This window comes from Pseudomonas sp. (assembly GCF_032058845.1).
Classification (GTDB): domain Bacteria; phylum Pseudomonadota; class Gammaproteobacteria; order Pseudomonadales; family Pseudomonadaceae; genus Aquipseudomonas.
Genome location: NZ_DAMCCR010000012.1, coordinates 14595 through 30714, shown reverse-complemented (window position 1 = coordinate 30714; position 16120 = coordinate 14595). Strand labels below are relative to the sequence as shown.

General features: G+C 56.9%; 13 protein-coding genes and 2 pseudogenes. 10 read left to right on the top strand and 5 right to left on the bottom strand.

Annotation, left to right across the window (positions count from 1 at the left end; genetic code table 11):
• The 5 genes and pseudogenes from eutC to RT028_RS04115 all read left to right on the top strand — a co-directional run.
• A pseudogene (eutC, locus tag RT028_RS04135) lies at window positions 1–632 on the top strand (ethanolamine ammonia-lyase subunit EutC); the annotation flags it as partial.
• Between the two features lie 257 nt (window positions 633–889).
• Window positions 890–1537, top strand: a complete 648-nt coding sequence (locus RT028_RS04130) for a DedA family protein (RefSeq protein WP_312932755.1) — start codon at window positions 890–892, stop codon at window positions 1535–1537.
• 9 nt (window positions 1538–1546) lie between these two features.
• Entirely contained in the window at window positions 1547–2362 is an 816-nt protein-coding gene (locus tag RT028_RS04125) for a zinc-dependent peptidase (protein WP_312932753.1), read from the top strand.
• Between the two features lie 93 nt (window positions 2363–2455).
• Complete coding sequence (gene ppa / locus RT028_RS04120; RefSeq protein WP_016497835.1) at window positions 2456–2983, top strand: inorganic diphosphatase; 528 nt, start codon at window positions 2456–2458, stop codon at window positions 2981–2983.
• Between the two features lie 188 nt (window positions 2984–3171).
• Entirely contained in the window at window positions 3172–3873 is a 702-nt protein-coding gene (locus tag RT028_RS04115) for a S24 family peptidase (protein ID WP_312932750.1), read from the top strand.
• A 681-nt stretch (window positions 3874–4554) separates the two neighbouring features.
• Here the strand turns inward: RT028_RS04115 and RT028_RS04110 are convergent.
• Window positions 4555–7641 (bottom strand): DEAD/DEAH box helicase, encoded by a 3087-nt coding sequence (locus tag RT028_RS04110; protein WP_312932748.1) that lies wholly within the window; start codon window positions 7639–7641, stop codon window positions 4555–4557.
• A 629-nt stretch (window positions 7642–8270) separates the two neighbouring features.
• A pseudogene (locus tag RT028_RS04105) lies at window positions 8271–8732 on the bottom strand (transposase); the annotation flags it as partial.
• Between the two features lie 451 nt (window positions 8733–9183).
• Between RT028_RS04105 and RT028_RS04100 the strand changes: the two are divergent.
• Window positions 9184–9471: a hypothetical protein gene (locus RT028_RS04100; protein ID WP_312932746.1), complete on the top strand. Its 288-nt coding sequence runs from the start codon at window positions 9184–9186 to the stop codon at window positions 9469–9471.
• A gap of 209 nt (window positions 9472–9680) precedes the next feature.
• Here the strand turns inward: RT028_RS04100 and RT028_RS04095 are convergent, their stop codons facing one another.
• The 3 genes from RT028_RS04095 to RT028_RS04085 form a co-directional block, all read right to left on the bottom strand.
• Window positions 9681–12032, bottom strand: coding sequence for a TonB-dependent siderophore receptor (locus RT028_RS04095; protein ID WP_312932744.1), 2352 nt, complete (start codon window positions 12030–12032; stop codon window positions 9681–9683).
• Between the two features lie 99 nt (window positions 12033–12131).
• Complete coding sequence (locus RT028_RS04090) at window positions 12132–13076, bottom strand: FecR domain-containing protein (protein ID WP_312932742.1); 945 nt, start codon at window positions 13074–13076, stop codon at window positions 12132–12134.
• Window positions 13073–13597: a sigma-70 family RNA polymerase sigma factor gene (locus tag RT028_RS04085; protein ID WP_312932810.1), complete on the bottom strand. Its 525-nt coding sequence runs from the start codon at window positions 13595–13597 to the stop codon at window positions 13073–13075. Before RT028_RS04085 ends, RT028_RS04090 begins: the two co-directional genes overlap by 4 nt.
• 381 nt (window positions 13598–13978) lie before the next feature.
• Between RT028_RS04085 and RT028_RS04080 the strand changes: the two genes are divergently transcribed.
• From RT028_RS04080 to RT028_RS04065, 4 genes are all read left to right on the top strand, one after another.
• Window positions 13979–14293 (top strand): SMI1/KNR4 family protein, encoded by a 315-nt coding sequence (locus RT028_RS04080; RefSeq protein WP_312932740.1) that lies wholly within the window; start codon window positions 13979–13981, stop codon window positions 14291–14293.
• A gap of 238 nt (window positions 14294–14531) precedes the next feature.
• Entirely contained in the window at window positions 14532–14855 is a 324-nt protein-coding gene (locus RT028_RS04075; RefSeq protein WP_312932734.1) for a DUF6966 domain-containing protein, read from the top strand.
• 372 nt (window positions 14856–15227) lie between these two features.
• On the top strand, window positions 15228–15698 hold the full coding sequence (locus tag RT028_RS04070) for an ester cyclase (protein ID WP_312932732.1): 471 nt from the start codon (window positions 15228–15230) through the stop codon (window positions 15696–15698).
• Between the two features lie 75 nt (window positions 15699–15773).
• Window positions 15774–15950 (top strand): hypothetical protein, encoded by a 177-nt coding sequence (locus RT028_RS04065; protein WP_312932730.1) that lies wholly within the window; start codon window positions 15774–15776, stop codon window positions 15948–15950.
• The last annotated feature ends 170 nt before the right edge of the window (window positions 15951–16120 follow it).

The window sequence follows — 16120 nt, the reverse complement described above, 5'->3', positions numbered from 1 at the left end:
AGCTGAACGATGCCGGGCACGACACGCTGCTGCTGCACAGCGCTGCCAGTGATCGCCATGAATACCTGCAACGGCCCGACCTCGGCCGGCGCCTGCACCCCGATTCGGCCGCGCGCCTGCGCACCCACGCCGAGGCCAATGCGGGTGGCGTCGACCTGGCCATCGTCATCGCGGACGGGTTGTCCGCACTGGCCGTGCACCGGCACAGCGTGGCGCTGCTCAAACGCTTCGACGAACAGGCCAAGGCCGACAGCTGGAGCCGCGCACCCGTGGTGCTGGTCGAGCAAGGCCGCGTCGCGGTGGCCGATGAAATCGGGCAACTGCTGGGCGCGCGCATGACCGTGATGCTGATCGGCGAACGCCCAGGGCTCAGCTCGCCCGACAGCCTCGGCGTGTACTTCACCTACTCACCTCGCGCAGGGCTTACCGATGCTGCGCGCAACTGCATTTCCAACGTGCGCCTGGAAGGGCTGAGCTACGGCATGGCCGCGCACCGCCTGCTGTACCTGATGCGCGAGGCGTGTCGACGGCAGTTGTCCGGGGTGAAGCTCAAGGACGAAGCCGAGATCCAGACACTCGATGACGGCAGCGCCGACAAGAAAACCGGCAATTTCCTGCTCGGCAACACATGACCGGCGGCAGCTGAATGCCTGCTGACACCCAGGGCGAGGATGGGCCGACCAGCCCTCGCCCTGGCCATGAACGCGTGCCCGTCTTACCCGAAAGTCGGTAACCCCCCGCTACAAACTCTCCGGGCACTTTCCCAAGTTAGCCGTATAATGCCCACCTTATCGCGTATGAAATTTTACCTACCCTTCGGATGCCCGCCGCCAACGCGCCATCCTTGCCGCTCACCCGTCGCCGCGGGACCAGAACACAGGTGCTGTACATGGAATTCAACCCGCTGGACCTCATCCTGCATCTCGACTATTACCTCGATGTACTGGTCGCCAACTACGGAACCTGGATCTACGCCATCTTGTTCGCCGTGATCTTCTGTGAAACCGGCCTGGTGGTCATGCCGTTCCTGCCGGGCGATTCACTGCTGTTCATCGCCGGGGCCGTGGCCGCTGGCGGCGGGATGGACCCGGTACTGCTGGGCGGCCTGCTGATCATGGCGGCGATCCTCGGCGACAGTACCAACTATGTCATTGGCCGCACGGCCGGCGAGCGCCTGTTCCGCAATCCGAGATCGAAAATCTTCCGGCGCGACTACCTGCAGAAAACCAATGACTTCTACGCCAAGCACGGCGGCAAGACCGTGACCCTGGCGCGCTTCCTGCCCATCCTGCGCACCTTCGCCCCCTTCGTGGCCGGCATCGCACGCATGCACTACCCACGGTTCCTGGGCTTCAGCGTGGCCGGTTCGCTGCTGTGGGTCGGCAGCCTGGTGACCTTGGGCTACTTCTTCGGCAACGTGCCGTTCATCAAGCAGCACCTGTCGCTGATGGTGGTCGCCATCATCCTGCTCTCGCTGATCCCGATGATCCTCGGCCTGGTGCGCGGCCGTTTCGGACGCGCCGCCAAGGCCCACTGACCCACGCTGATGTGGTCGTTCAGTGCCTGGCGCCGGCGCCGCACGCTGGCGCGCTACCCGGTCGATGCCGCGCTGTGGCACAGGGTGCGCGAGCAGCTGCCGATGCTCGACGGCATCACCCCCGAGGAAGACCGCTGGCTGCGTGAGGCCAGCGTGCTGTTCCTGCACGACAAGCACCTCACCCTGCTGCCGGGCGTCGAGCTCGACGACGCTCAGCGTCTGTTCTTCGCCGCTCAGGCCCTGCTGCCGCTGCTGCACCTAGGCGATCACGACTGGTACCAGGGCTTTCACGAGCTGATCCTCTACCCCGATGACTTCCAGAGCCCGCAGCGCCACCGCGATGGCAGCGGCGTCGAGCACGTCTGGAATGGCGAACACAGTGGCGAAGCCTGGCAACAAGGGCCGGTGATTCTGGCCTGGCCCGGGGTGCTGGCCAGCGGCGGCTGGGAGGCCTACAACCTGGTGATCCACGAGCTGGCGCACAAGCTGGACATGCTCAATGGCGATGCCAACGGCCTGCCGCCGCTGCACAGCGACATGCAGGTGGCCGACTGGGCCCGCGCCATGCAGGCCGCCTTCGATGACCTCAATCGCCAGCTCGACGCCGACCCGGACGCCGAAACGCCCATCGACCCCTACGCCGGCGAAAACCCCGCCGAGTTCTTCGCGGTCACCAGCGAATATTTCTTCAGCGCCCCGGATGTGCTCGAGCAGGCCTACCCCGAGGTCTACCAGCAATTGTCGCTGTTCTATCGCCAGTCGCCGCTCACGCGCCTGCAGCGCTTGCAGGCCGAAGACCCCGCCTATCGCACCGAGCAGGCCTGAGGCCCGTGCCATCACGGCTGGACGTGGCATGGCCCTGCGGAATATGCCTATAATCGCCGCCACTTTTTCGGTCAAATCAAGGGACATTGCCCAATGAGCTACAGCAAGATTCCGGCGGGTAAAGACCTGCCGAACGACATCTACGTCGCCATCGAGATCCCGGCCAACCACGCGCCGATCAAATACGAAATCGACAAGGACAGCGACACGCTGTTCGTTGACCGTTTCATGGCCACCCCGATGTTCTACCCGGCCAACTACGGCTTCATCCCCAACACCCTGGCTGACGACGGCGACCCCCTCGACGTGCTGGTCGTGACCCCTTACCCGGTTGCCCCAGGTTCGGTCATCCGTGCCCGTCCGGTCGGCATCCTGAACATGACCGACGACGGCGGCGGCGACGCCAAAGTGATCGCCGTGCCACACGACAAGCTGTCCCAGCTGTACGTCGACGTGAAGGAATACACCGACCTGCCGGCCCTGCTGATCCAGCAGATCGAGCATTTCTTTGCCAACTACAAAGATCTCGAGAAAGGCAAGTGGGTGAAGATCGAAGGCTGGGACGGCGCCGATGCCGCCCGCGCCGCGATCACCAAATCGGTCGCTGCCTATAAGGGCTGAGATCGACGCTGAAAAAACCCTGCTCCGGCGGGGTTTTTTTATGCCTGCGCCAGGGGCATTGCCAACGCCCGTTTGAAACGCGTCCTACGGCGTCCTACAGGCATGGCCTACAGAACAGCATTATTGGTAAGACCTGGATCAACATCTTGTTGGTGTTTCGCAGAGGCACGCGTCGCTAGACTGCCCCGATGAATAATTCTGGTGATCGCTTGAGGGCACTCTTGCAGGAGTGCGCACTGACCCCGTCCGACTTTGCCGTACAGCGCAATGTCTCGCCGCAGCACATCAACAACTGGTTCACCCGCGGCATCCCCCTGGCGCGGCTGGACGAAATTGCCGACCTGTTCTGCGTTTACCCGCGTTGGCTGAAAAGCGGCGAAGGGCCCAAGCACCCCGATCCGATTCTGCGCCCGCGCCCAACCTCCCGCACCCCGCCAAGCGAAGCCCCGCCATTGCTGAAGGACGACGGCCGGCAGCGCCGCTTCCAGCTGCAGCGCTTCGACAACGGTGCATTCACGCCTGTGGCCGCCCATCACCTGAGCCTGCCGCAACGCGCCCTCGACGCCCTCGGCATCAAGCACCAAGACGTGCTCTGCCTGGCCATGCCAGCCCACAACATGGCCCCGGTCATCCCCTGCAACGCGGTGCTGGCCATCGACCGCGGCTTCACCCGCGTGGAGCAAGGCGAAACCTACGCCGTGCTGCACCAGGGCCGCCTGCGCATCCACCACCTCAGCCTGGGTGACCATGGCGTACTCAGCCTGCACAGCCACGACCGCCTGAACTACCCCACCGAGCGCTTCTCCGCCGCCCAGCGCCGCGCCCAGGACCTGCACATACTGGGCTGGGTGTTCTGGTACGCGCACCTGCGCGAGGGTCGGCCGGGGTGAATCGTGGAAGGCACTTTGTGCTGGGCAACTGGCGCCAAGGCTTGTATCCTTGCCCGCACCTTTACCCCCTGCCCGCCCCAGACGCGTTGCAGAGGGTCGGACACGGTCCATACGGCCGCTGCCCAGTTCTTTTGATGGCCTTCAAGGTCATACCGTTCAAGGCGGTTGCGGCTTATCAAAAATAGGCCAAACCCGCCCTCGAGAAGCCGGCCACAAGCCGGCTTTTTAATGCCTTTTCAAAAACCACCGCCATCTACTGCAAACCGAGATGGTCTAGCCAGATCAAGGGTTTCCAGCCTTCTTTCCTGTGACATCTGTTTTCACGCATCTTCTTTAAAAAATTAATTGGGGATCAAAGATTTTCACCAATGTATAAAAGCACCTGTCTCCCGCTTGGTAGGCAAAGCACTTCCTTTCTACCTAGTTATTTAAGACCTCCATCTATAGTGTCAGCTGGACGCCATTACAATTTTCATCAATACCTTATGAAGAACCAATTAGAACTCTTTCGGCTTTTGCGAGAAATAGCAATTCTAAAGCCAAGGGCGAATCAAAATTTTTATGCTCTAATAGAATTTCTCCAGCAAAACTCAAATTAAGCCTCTACTACTGCTTAGATCCAAACGCTATTAGAACTTAAAAAACGACATTAAATTAATTCGACCTCAGCTTTCACAAGTACTACTCAGAAACAAAAATCTTCAGATCAACATCATTACTATTTGCCGTGGATATCCAACTCTGGATCAACTGATAGGCTTGAAGTGATTCCTGATTACCATCATGACCTTTATTCAGATGGTCCTCAAAGTGATTCGCCGAAAAGCTATTCGCGGAAATTATCCAAACCTCTTTCTGAACACGACTTGATCTTCGCCGTTGAGCTACAACGTTCCAAGCCTGCTCAACTGCTTGCTCCCGAGCTTCTTGGTTAGAAGCTGAAAAGCGCTCACCACGTAAAAGCCGGATCCGTTCAGTTATTTTTTGTGGCGCATTTCGCGCTGGCCAGCTTGAGGCCAAAATATTCCAGTTAGCCGCTTTAAGATTTTTATTTCGAGTTATAAGCATTTCAATATTCTTGATAGCCTGTCCTCCGACCTCTGCTAATGCACCAGCTGAGGATTGAGGTTTTACTAGGGCGCTACCGCACTTGACGTGAACGTAAACAAGCTTACTTACCGACGAAAGTATAAAATCTGCTGGCTCAGTGTCCATATCTGTACAGAAGACAAGATCGACGTCCGGAATATACTTATGAAACGGTCCCAGCTGGGATCGAGTTGGATTGGGCTGTGAATTATTTTTTAGTTTATCCAACAAATGAAACAAAGAATTCCCACTGAACTCCTCATTGACTACTTGAATGACTTTTTTCTGACCTTCTTTGAGCATCACATAGCCTTTCTCATCAAGCAATGGACTAAGTAACTCTGGCAATCCAATGACTATATTTTCGAGACTTGAGCTCGCAATGCGAAAATCACCTTCGACTGGGAGTTTTAGCGCGTAGAACTGCCCTTGAGAGTAGCTAACCCCATCTTCGAGAAGTATTTTGTGTAAGTGCTCAAAGAGAACTGGAAGGAGATCAGCATATTGCTCGCCGCCTCCGCCTACATCATACACAATATTTCTTTCTGATTTAAGCATCACGAATGGAGGTTGATTGAAAAGTGAAATATTTATTTTTAAATCGGGGAACCTTGGATCTAAAATAACCCCACCATTATTTCCTAGGTAAATAAAATCGTTATTTATAACGACCTTGTTTCCATCAATGAGAATTTGTAGCGGTTGAGGCAAATCACTAAAATCAAAAATAACACTTTCAATTTTCAAGCTGACATCAACAGGAATAGGTTTCGCAAATGAGTGCAAAAGATTACTTTTTATATCCTTCTTGACAGAAATTACCGCCCCCATATTTTGCAGCCAGTGGTCCAACTCATCCAACATATACTTACCATCTTTTTGATCAGATATTCTTCCAGAATCTATACCTATATAATAACTGCTCTTTTTTTCGCCTAAATGATCAAAATTGTCACATTTCAATGTCGCGACACGATACGAGGAATTGCGCTGAAGATCAGCTATATTTTCAAGGTTGTGCCCTTTCATCGAAATGCTTTCTGGCCGTTTACTGGTCGTCCCAACTGACCTACTACTTGTTTCCTTAGTTACTACCGAAGCTCCCAGAGCCATTACATTCAGAAGCTTATCTTGTCCAATAGGGCTTCCTATGCACATTTCCACATCATAGTTGAATCTGCGCCCTCTACTGTCATAGATAGCAACAACATTTGATTCAAGTCTTTTCAGGAGAGTGATCTCTAATGACGGCTCAAAGAAAAAATCATCTTTTAAAAACCTAGACCTGTTAAAGGCTATTGAAATAACTAGCTTGATATCACTCGCAACCTCAAAACACTTAGCCAACTCGCCCGCCTGGTTGCTTCTCCAGTACAAGAGATCGATCGCAGCTTGAACGTCAAAATTATTGAGGGTATTGAGAAAGCATATAGATGCGGTTGGTATTACCAATGACTCTTCAGGATTGAAAGAATTTATATCAAACTTTTTCAGGAATCTATTACCGTAGTAACTAGCATCAGGAAATGAATCAAGATATATTTCTATCAGCTTACTTACATCTAAGGAGGATATGAATTTACGTGCCGCCGCAGGCGTGCTTAGTGACTTATCAAAATACCTATAATTACCCCACATCCTTTCGTTAGCATTTGTCCTACATTCAATCACTACTGGATTAATATCTTGATATAGCCTTACGATTCGTCCAACTGTCTGTACTAATTCACGCCCTGAATTTACTGCATAGGTGAGAACCAGCAGTTTAGCCTGTGGAATATCCACCCCTTCGTCAAGTTTTCGCTGGTGTATTATCACTTGATATTCAGAGCTGCGCAGATTTGCAGGCACGTCGACCTTTACATTGTGCCTTGGGTCGCGAACATACTGCTCATGCACAGCTAGAGTGGAGAAATCCTTATTCAAAAGGTTATAATAGTATTCGATATCCAAAAACTCCTTGCACTTTACTATACATTTCGCACTAGGATAGTCCTTTAAGAACGTCGCTATACCTTTAATTAACTCGTCATCTTCTTCTGCCAAGCAGAAAATTGGCTCCATTAATATCTTTTGCTCCAGCGCCTCCTCAAACGTATATATGTAACTGGAGCTATCATCGATGTCAAACTGAAACAAATCATTCCGATACGGAGTAGCTGTAATTACAATCTTATGCACTCCAGCGTCACGAACCAGACTTTTCCAGACTGGAGAGGGTTCGGAGTGGCCTTCATCCACTATAATTAAGTCAACCTCTTGCTTAATCCTAGCAAGCTGCTCGGACTTAAGACTTACGAGCTTTTGAAAAGTTGTTACGTAAATTCCAGGAGCGCTTGTATCATCAACACTTTCGTAAACTTCTTTTTTAATTTCTTTATAACCTGAAACCATGGCTTCAAAAAAATCGCCACTAACCTCTTTTATCAATTGATCGCATACAGCTCTGCGGTGACATAAAACCAATACTCTTGGCTGCGGCGATGTATGTGCAACTACAGTTATTACACCAGATTTTCCCGCTCCGGTTGGCAAGCTGATCAGGCAAGATTTTGATCCTAACTCTCCCACAGGTTTCTTAATATAATCGAGAGCTGTTTCTACGCTTCGCTTTTGACACTCCCTCAATTCACTCCACAGATCCACATTTAATGGAAACCCACAGATTTCGATGTTCACATCTACCTCCCTGTATGTTAAGAAAATATTTTATAAAAGCAGATATCACCTTATGCAATTAAATTTCTCAGCATGCAAAGGATAGCACAATGCCACCCGCGACGAGGGCAGCTCGTTGAAAATTGCAGTTTTTATTGGCCTGGGCAGTATAGATAGTTCTTAAATAATCTCCGTTATTTCGGAAAACAAAAAAATTTCACCTGCTTCCTATATTAACTCCCGTGGTCGGATGACGAGTCGGGGGATACATAAAACAACCAAACCGCTGCTTTATACCAGCGAGTATGAGCTAAAGGTGCCCAGCCCATCCCCGGTAATGGACGCGGCTGTTGGTCAGAAACACTTAGCAAATAAGGCAAGCGCTTCGAGGGTGTTCTTGCTGGCTTTCGAGCCAAAGAGAGAAACGCGCTTTATCAAGAAGATAACGTAAAGCTGCGGAGCGGCCTGATCAGTGAAAGCAACTGGGTTCTTTTTAGTACGAAGGATCAAGGCATGCCAAAACTAGTCGGAATTAAGAAATTTTACACCAGTGCCTATTTTTAATCGCTAATCGATGCGGGTGGAAAGGAATATTGACGGTAAGCGCTCCCTAACCCGCGTCTTGCTTAATGATGCGCAACGCCTTGCCTTTAGCGAGTAGCCGGGCAATTCCAAGGCAATAGCGCTTCGTAATATTCCACAGTCTCCGCCGTCATCAACCGTTCCAGCACTTGCCGGAATCAGGCATAGGACTCGCGTCCATTCGCCTGGGCGGTTTCGATCAGGCTGTAGACCTGTGCACTGGCAGTGGCGCCTTGCGGCGTGTCGCTGAACATCCAGTTTTTTCGGCCAATCACAAACTGCAGGAGGGCGTTTTTTGCACGGTTGTTATCGAGCGGCAGATGGCCGCCCTCGACATACCGTCCAAGCCGGCTCCGGTTGCTCGCCAAATAACTCACTGCGTTGCCCATGGCAGTTTGCGGTAAGGTATTGGGCAGAGCTTTGTCCAGCCAGCGTTTGAGTTGCTCGGGCACCGGCGCACTGCGATTTTGCAGGGCAGCCAAGCGTTCTTTATCGCTGCCGTTTTTGCAGTCCCGTTCGATGCCGCGCAGTGGAAGGTACTGCATTACTTCTGAGGGTACCAAACAGTATGGCATCTAAGTCTCGGCTTGGAGGGTCCGCCGAATGTGCTTTAAGGGATTTGCCAAATGGTGACCCGTCGCCCAACCCCTCCCCCACCACGATCCTGTAAGAAGTTTCCGAATCTGATACCAAATACTTCAGGATCAGAGCGCCGGCGAATTATCCTACACACCAAGCCGAACTATCGCTGTTGTCGGGGAAATGCTTCAGGACTAACTTCCACCGCGTCGTTTCGGCGACCGGGTGTGAGAACCCGTCTCGAGTAAGTTCGGCCTCCCTTCATGGTGGTCATGCGCGGGCAGACTTCGGTCTGGCCGAGGCTCCTTGCTCGCTCGGTTTCTCACCCCGCGTATGACCGCCACCCAAACCCGTGAGAAGGTTGGGTTGCGGTTTTCTCTGAACCCCGCAAGGAGTTGTCTGATGAAAAAGCCGGTCCCAGATCCGCCCCACGCTCAACACGCCTGCAACTATTACCTGATCGATCCAGAACTGAGCGCCATTGAAGCCCTGAGCCACACCCTCGAACTCATGTCCGGCATTGAAACCACCCTCGACGAATACATCTGCGCCAACGCCGGCGAGCCCGGCGTGCCGATGCTGGTGAACACTGCTCACCAGTTGCAGATGATTCAAACGCTAATCCGCTTCGTATTGCAGCGCATACAGCCTGCTGGAACGGACGGCACAGGCATTGAGCTACCCGCTTGATAAACATCGCGATGAGGTGCGCAGACCCGATGCGGAGCGGCGTCATATGTCGCTGGAGTGGTAATGCGCGCCTAGGCGCTCTGGAAAGCCCTGAGATTTAACGATGTCGCGTAGAAAACCAAAATTCACCAAGTCCTCAAGGCTGTGGGGCAATGATTGGGTTTCTACGAGTTTCGTACAGAGCCCAACCAAACCACTCCCCTGCCCTATCACCACCGATACGTCACCGACCCCAACACACTCCGCTCATCCCCATACCGGCACGTGGTGTTGCAGTACAAATACTTTTTGTTGAACAGGTTCTGCGCCTTGGCCTGCAGCTGCCAGTGGCTGTCCACATCGTAGCTGACCAACGCATCGACCAGCGTGTAGGCCGGGATCTTGCCGTCATAGGCGCTCGGGGTGGTGCGTGTGGTGCCGGTGTAGCGGGCACCAGCGCCCACGCGCAGCTGATCCAGGCCGAAGCTTGCCAGGCGATAGCTGGCCCAGAGGCTGGCCGTGTTGTACGGCACGCCCTCGATGCGTTTGCCCACGTTGCTCGCGGTCTGGTCTTCCAGCACATGGGTATCGGTGTACGCGTAGCCGGCACTGAGTTGCAGGTTCTCGGTCAGGTTGCTCTTGGCTTCGAGCTCCAGGCCTTTGGAGCGGGTCTTGCCGTATTGCACGTAGGTGTTGGTGAGGCTGTCGAGGCTCAGGGAGTTTTCCTGGTCGAGCTGGTACACCGCAGCGCTCAGCAGGGTGTCGGAGCCGGGCGGCTGGTAACGCACGCCGATTTCGTACTGCTCGCCCTCCAAGGGCGCGAACGCGTTGCCGAAGGCGGGGTTGCTGACGCTGGCGGGCTGGAACGACTGGCTGTAGCTGATGTACGGCGCCAGGCCGTTGTCGGCCAGATACACCAAGCCCACACGGCCCGTGGCCTTTTTGTCGTCGCGGGTGGCGCGTGCGTCCGTGGCGAAGGTGGTGGTGGCGCTCTCGACCCAATCCTGGCGACCGCCCAGCAGCAGGACCCATTTTTCGTCGAAGGTGATCTGGTCTTGCAGGTAGATGCCGGCCTGGCTGCTGTGCAGGTCACTGCCGCTGTCGGCTGCGGTATTGGCGCCGACGCCGGTGTGCTGTGGGTTGGCCAGGTTCAGCGACGGCGCCAGTTGGGCCAGGGTCTGGCTGATGAAGCGGTGGGAGTCGTAGGTTTTGTGGTAGTAGTCGACACCTGCGGTCAGGTCGTGCTGCCAGCGCCCGCTGTCGATTGTGAAAGTGAGGTTGTTGTCGCTCGTCCAGCCGGTGGAGCGCTCTTCGCGGGCGCTGTAGCGACGCAGCAGTCGGCTGCCGCTGACGGCCTGGGGAATCAGGTAGTCCCAATTGGTGTTGGCCTGGAAGTAGCGCAGGCTGTGGTTGACCGCCAGGTTGTCGTTGAAGCGGTGCTCGAACAGGTAGCCCAGGGTGTCCATGCGGTTAGAGAAGTGATCGTAGCCAGGTTCGCCCACGAACTGGTTGCGCTCGATCTTGTAGCCGCGCGTGTTGCTGTAGCTGCTGAGGCCGTAGCTCATCGGTGGCGAAAATCCGGTGTAGGTGTCCTGGTGGCTGGCGAGCACGGTCAGCGATGTGTCGTCGTCGGGTTTCCAGGTCACGGCCGGGGCGATGTAGCGGCGGTCGTCGTCGACGTGGTCAACCTGGGTGCCGCTGTCGCGCCACAAGCCGGTCAGGCGATAGCTGAACTGGCCTTGGTCATCCAGTGGCCCGCCGAGGTCGAGGGTGTACTGGCGGCGGTCGTAGTTGCCCAGTTCCAGGCCGATTTCATGCAGCGGTGTGTCGGTGGGGCGCTTGCTCACGGTGTTGATCATGCCACCCGGCGAGAGCTGGCCATACAGCACGGATGCAGCGCCCTTGAGCACTTCGACACGCTCCAGGCCGTAGGCTTCGACGCTGCCGTCGTAGGGGTTGGATTGCAGTTTCAAGCCATCGCGCAGAATGCCGCCGGTGCCGGCCCCGACATTGAAGCCACGCAGGGTGTAGTCGTCGGCGACACGGCTGAAACTGGCCGGCTGGCTGCTGAAGCCTGGGGTGTACTTGAGCGCGTCGGAGAGGTTGTCGCTCTTGCGCGCGTTCAGTTCTTCGCGGGTGACCACCGACACCGATTGAGGAATTTTTACCAGCGCCGTTGGGCTTTTCGTACCGACCGATGAGCGTTGAGCCACGTAGCCGACATCGTCGCTATCGCCTGGGCGAGTGGCGTCGATGGTGATGGTGTCCAGGCTCAAGCCGTCGCCGGTTCGCTGCACGCTCAGGGCACCGCTTGCAGTCACGACCGTACTCAGGCCGGTGCCCATCAGGGTCCGACGCACCGCTTCGTCGGCGCTCAGACGCCCACGCACGGCCGGTGCCTGGAGCCCCGCCACTTCCCCGGGAATGAACAGCACCTGCTTGCCGCTCACCTGGCCAATCGCAATCAGCGCAGTGCTCACCGCACCCGCGGGCAGGTTGAAGTCATGAGCGGTTTCGGCCGCCTGCAGGGTAAAACTGGCCAGACAGCCGGCCAGGAAGGGCAGAACACGGTTGGAATGCATGGGAAGCTCGCAGAAGTACGGGACGAGTGCGCGGACTAGGCGCGTTCAGCAGGTATGTGACGCGAGCCCGGGATTTTTTCAGGGGGTGGGGAACATTTTTTACGCGTGCTCGACCTTCGTCCACAGGCCCAGCCAGGTGTCGATGCGCAAGGGCAGTACATCCTTGAGCGCAGCCAGCGCCTGGCGCGTGTCATCCAGGGTGAAAACGCCGGAAATCCGAAGCGCCGCCGCCTCTGCAGACACCCGCAGCACCCCGGCGTGATAAGGCGCCAGGTGCTCGATCACCTGGCCCAGGGATTGGTCATGCACTTCGAGTAGCCCGCGCGTCCAACTGCGCTCATCGACGTAACGCAACGGCAGGTCTTGCCAGCGGCTGCCATCGAACACCAGGCCCTGGCCCGCATGCAGGTGCTGGCGGTGAAGGGGCGTGCGCACTTGCACAGAACCGTCCAGCGCCCACAGCTGAGGCTGACCCGCCTGCATGGCCAGCACACACCGCCCGCTGTCGAGCCAGGCCTCGCCCCACGGGCAGGCCAACACGAACGGTCGCGCAGGGTCGCTGCGCACTTGCGCCTGTACGGCGCCGCGCAGCAGTTGCACGTGCCGCTGCCCGCGGTCGAAGTGCAGATCGACGGCGCTCTGCGCGTTGAGTTGCAAGGTCGAGCCGTCTGCAAGGGTGAAGGTGCGGCGTTGCGCGGTCGAGGTGCGCAGGTCAGCACGCAAACGTGCGTGCAAGGGGCCGCCGGGCATGGTCAGCAACTGCGCGCCCACGGCGAGCGCACCGAGGCCAAGCGCCCCGCGCAGGAGGCGGCGCCGACTGTACCCCGCATCGCACAGCGCATGGACGACCGCTGGCTGCTGCACCAGTGGCGTCATGGCCTGGTTCAATTGCCGCTGCAACATCTCCCAGGCACGCAGATGACTGGGGTCGTCGGTCAGCCATTGGTTGAGGTGCAACTGGTCCTGCTCGGTGAACGCGCCCGAGGCACGCCGCGCATACCATTCGATGGCCTGCGCCGCCGCTGCCGATACCCCTGCGGTCACGACACGCCCCGGTAACACGCCGTCAGGCCCTGCACCACGTACTGATGAACGCGCGTCACCGACACGTCGAGCTCCTCGGCGATACGTGCGTAGGTCAGGCCATCGAGCTGGCTGTAGAGAAACGCCGCGCGAGCCTTGGACGACAGACCTTCCAACAAACGATCAACCGCCATCAACGCCTCCATCACCAGCCAATGCTCCTCAGGGGAAGGTGCAACAGGCTCGGGCAAGGACGCCAGGGCGTCGAGGTACGCCCGCTCCACATCATTACGCCGCCAGCGGGCGAAGATCAGGCGCTTGCCGATCAGGCTCAACAGCGCCCGGGGTTCGCGAATGGCGTGCGGGTCGGGCAGCGCGACCACTTGGGCAAAGGTTTCAGCAGCGAGGTCGGCGGCATCTTCGCGGCAGTTCAGGCGCAGGCGCAGGCGGTCGAGCAGCCAGCTGTGGTGCTCGCCAAACAGTCGATGCAGCGCCTGCTGGCGAGGGTCTTGTCGTGCCGAGTGGTGAGGAAACACAGCGATGGCGCCCACGTTAATGAAAACTATTCGCGATAGTGGTGGGATTGAAGCGTGATTGCAAGGGTGGATTGAGACCGCTCGCTACGGGCCGTTCAATGATCAACGCATGGCATTGGAGAGCACGGCCATCGACTTGAGCATGCCTGATAAAACGGTACACACCGTGCGAAGAACACCCAATGGAGTGCCCCCGCATCACTTCAGCAATGATGGCCAGAACGAGGACTCAACAAGCGCGCCAAGCCACTGGATCATGGCCTCCAGAAAACACGGTCCAACAGCCATTCAAAGACACAGCCACTCCTTTACACGCAGGCTTTGAGTGGCCGGCCTTGCCTGTCATCATCCCTACTGCCCCGTTTTTCCTCAGACAGGATGCCCGCCTTGATCAATCGTCTCTCACACTCGCAAATCGACGCCTGTGAAAAACACCTGGGTTATCCGCTCCCCCAGCTTTACCGCCGTCTGTTGATGGGCATCGGCCCGGGCAGGCATGGCGATGCCGAGCTTTACCATCCTGAGGACATTGCGGCGCTCTACGCCCATCACTTCGAGGCCCCTGATCAGTTGTTCGAGGTGTACTTCCCTTTCGGCTGTAATCACCTTACCCAAGACATCTGGCTGATCCGTACGCTGGACATGACGGTGGCTTCGATCGGACATGAAACGCATCCCGACGATTACCCTGACGAAGTATGATTGCCCTCCGAGCCGTGGTTGGTTGCGCACCGTCCGCAGTGGGTTCAGGCTTGATGATCGCTTGTTAAGCGAGTGCGCCGGGTTGTCAGGCTGTTGTTCAATCATCGGGGTGAGTGTCGGTGCTTGAGTGGCGAGCTTTAGATAACAGGACCGCGTATAGCCCGCTGTCGGGAGCTGTTGAAGCCACGCATGCCTTCGCCGCGCAGTGCGTTTTCTTTCAGAAGGAGCATGACATCGCATGACTACCCCACACCCCGCACTGGCCCATGTTCTCGAACAACTGGCCGAGCTGTTGGAGAGTGACGGCGACCAGCACTGGAGCCGATGGATGCGCACGGCCAGGGCGCGCCTGCTCGACGGCAACCCCGACGCCATCCGGTACCTGCTGTCCGCCTACGGCGGCATGGGCTCGTTCAATGACCTGATTCTCGGGCAGCACTACGACGAAAACGGATTTTCCTGGAAGCCAGGGTATGCGGAGTTGAATCAACGCTTCGATGACTTGCGCGGCGAGGCGTATGACCTGGCGCAGCGAATTCGCAAGGCTCGGGCGGCGGAGTGATCAGAGCCTGCGCAATGGCGTGCCGGTAGCCCATGACGACTGAACTCAGCCCTGCCAAGCCGCAATAACGGTGAGTGCCCACTGACCGCCACACGCTAGGCAGCGTCAAGCCTCCGCATGAAGATCAAGTGCTCAATGCCCATGCCGACAGGCGCTGATCCTGCCTTCCAAGGCAGTGGCACATGCCCCTCGACAGCCAACGCCCCGCGACCGGAGACAGGACGCTAGAGACCTGCCTGTCGAGCCCTACCCCTGTCCTGTTCTACAGAACCCCTGATAGCCTTACCCTTTTCCGCGCCTCAAGCGCTTCACCGCTCAACGACTGGCTCACGCTTCGCCACGTGGCGGCGGCTTACTGGAAGGAACATCTGCATGGTCAACCTGATGAGAAAATCGCTGTTTGCCGCGTCGATAGTGCTGGCGGCCAGCACCGCTGCTTTCGCCAGCCCGGTGCAACGCGACCTGGCTGCAGAAGAGGCCAATCGTGCGCTGGTGGTGCAGTTCTATGAGCAGTTCTTCAACCAGCATCAGGTCGCCCAGGCAGCACAGGTGGTGACCGATGACTACAAGCAGCACAACCCGGATGTGCCGGATGGCAAGGCACCATTCGTGGACTACTTCACCGGCTTCTTCAAAGAGCACCCGAACTCGCGGGCGCGCATTGTGCGCAGTGCGACGGACAACGATCTGGTCTACCTGCACGTGCATTCCACCAACGGCGCAAACGACCGTGGCCAGGCCGTGGTGGACATCTTTCGTGTGAAGCAGGGCAAGATCGTCGAGCACTGGGATGTGATTCAGGATGTGCCGGCAGAAACAGCCAATGGCAACACGATGTTTTAAGCGCGGTAGCCTGTAACATCTCTTCTGGCGGTCAAACCTGGACCCAGGTTCGATAAGCCCCTGCTCGGAGCATGCATGAACAAACTATTGGTACCCCTCTCGATTTTTATCAGCGTTCTGGCCGTGGGCACGATCTGTGATCACTTCGGCGTGAGCGCGAATTGGAAAATCGGACTGTTGATCATGGTAGCGATGCTCGTGCAGGTCGTGGTCAGCGGTTACCAGCGCCGGCAGCGCTCGAGCAAACCTTAGGCGTTGCAGGTCGAGGCCGTGCGTTGAACGCGTGGGGGCAGGCCCAGGCTGGTAAAGCGGGCCTATACCACCCGCTCGACCGGCACACGAATGAACCTTGCAGCCCAGGTTGCGCAACAGTACGCAGCGGGCTGCTCGGGGTCTGCAGTGCTACCGCGTAGAACCGTGAC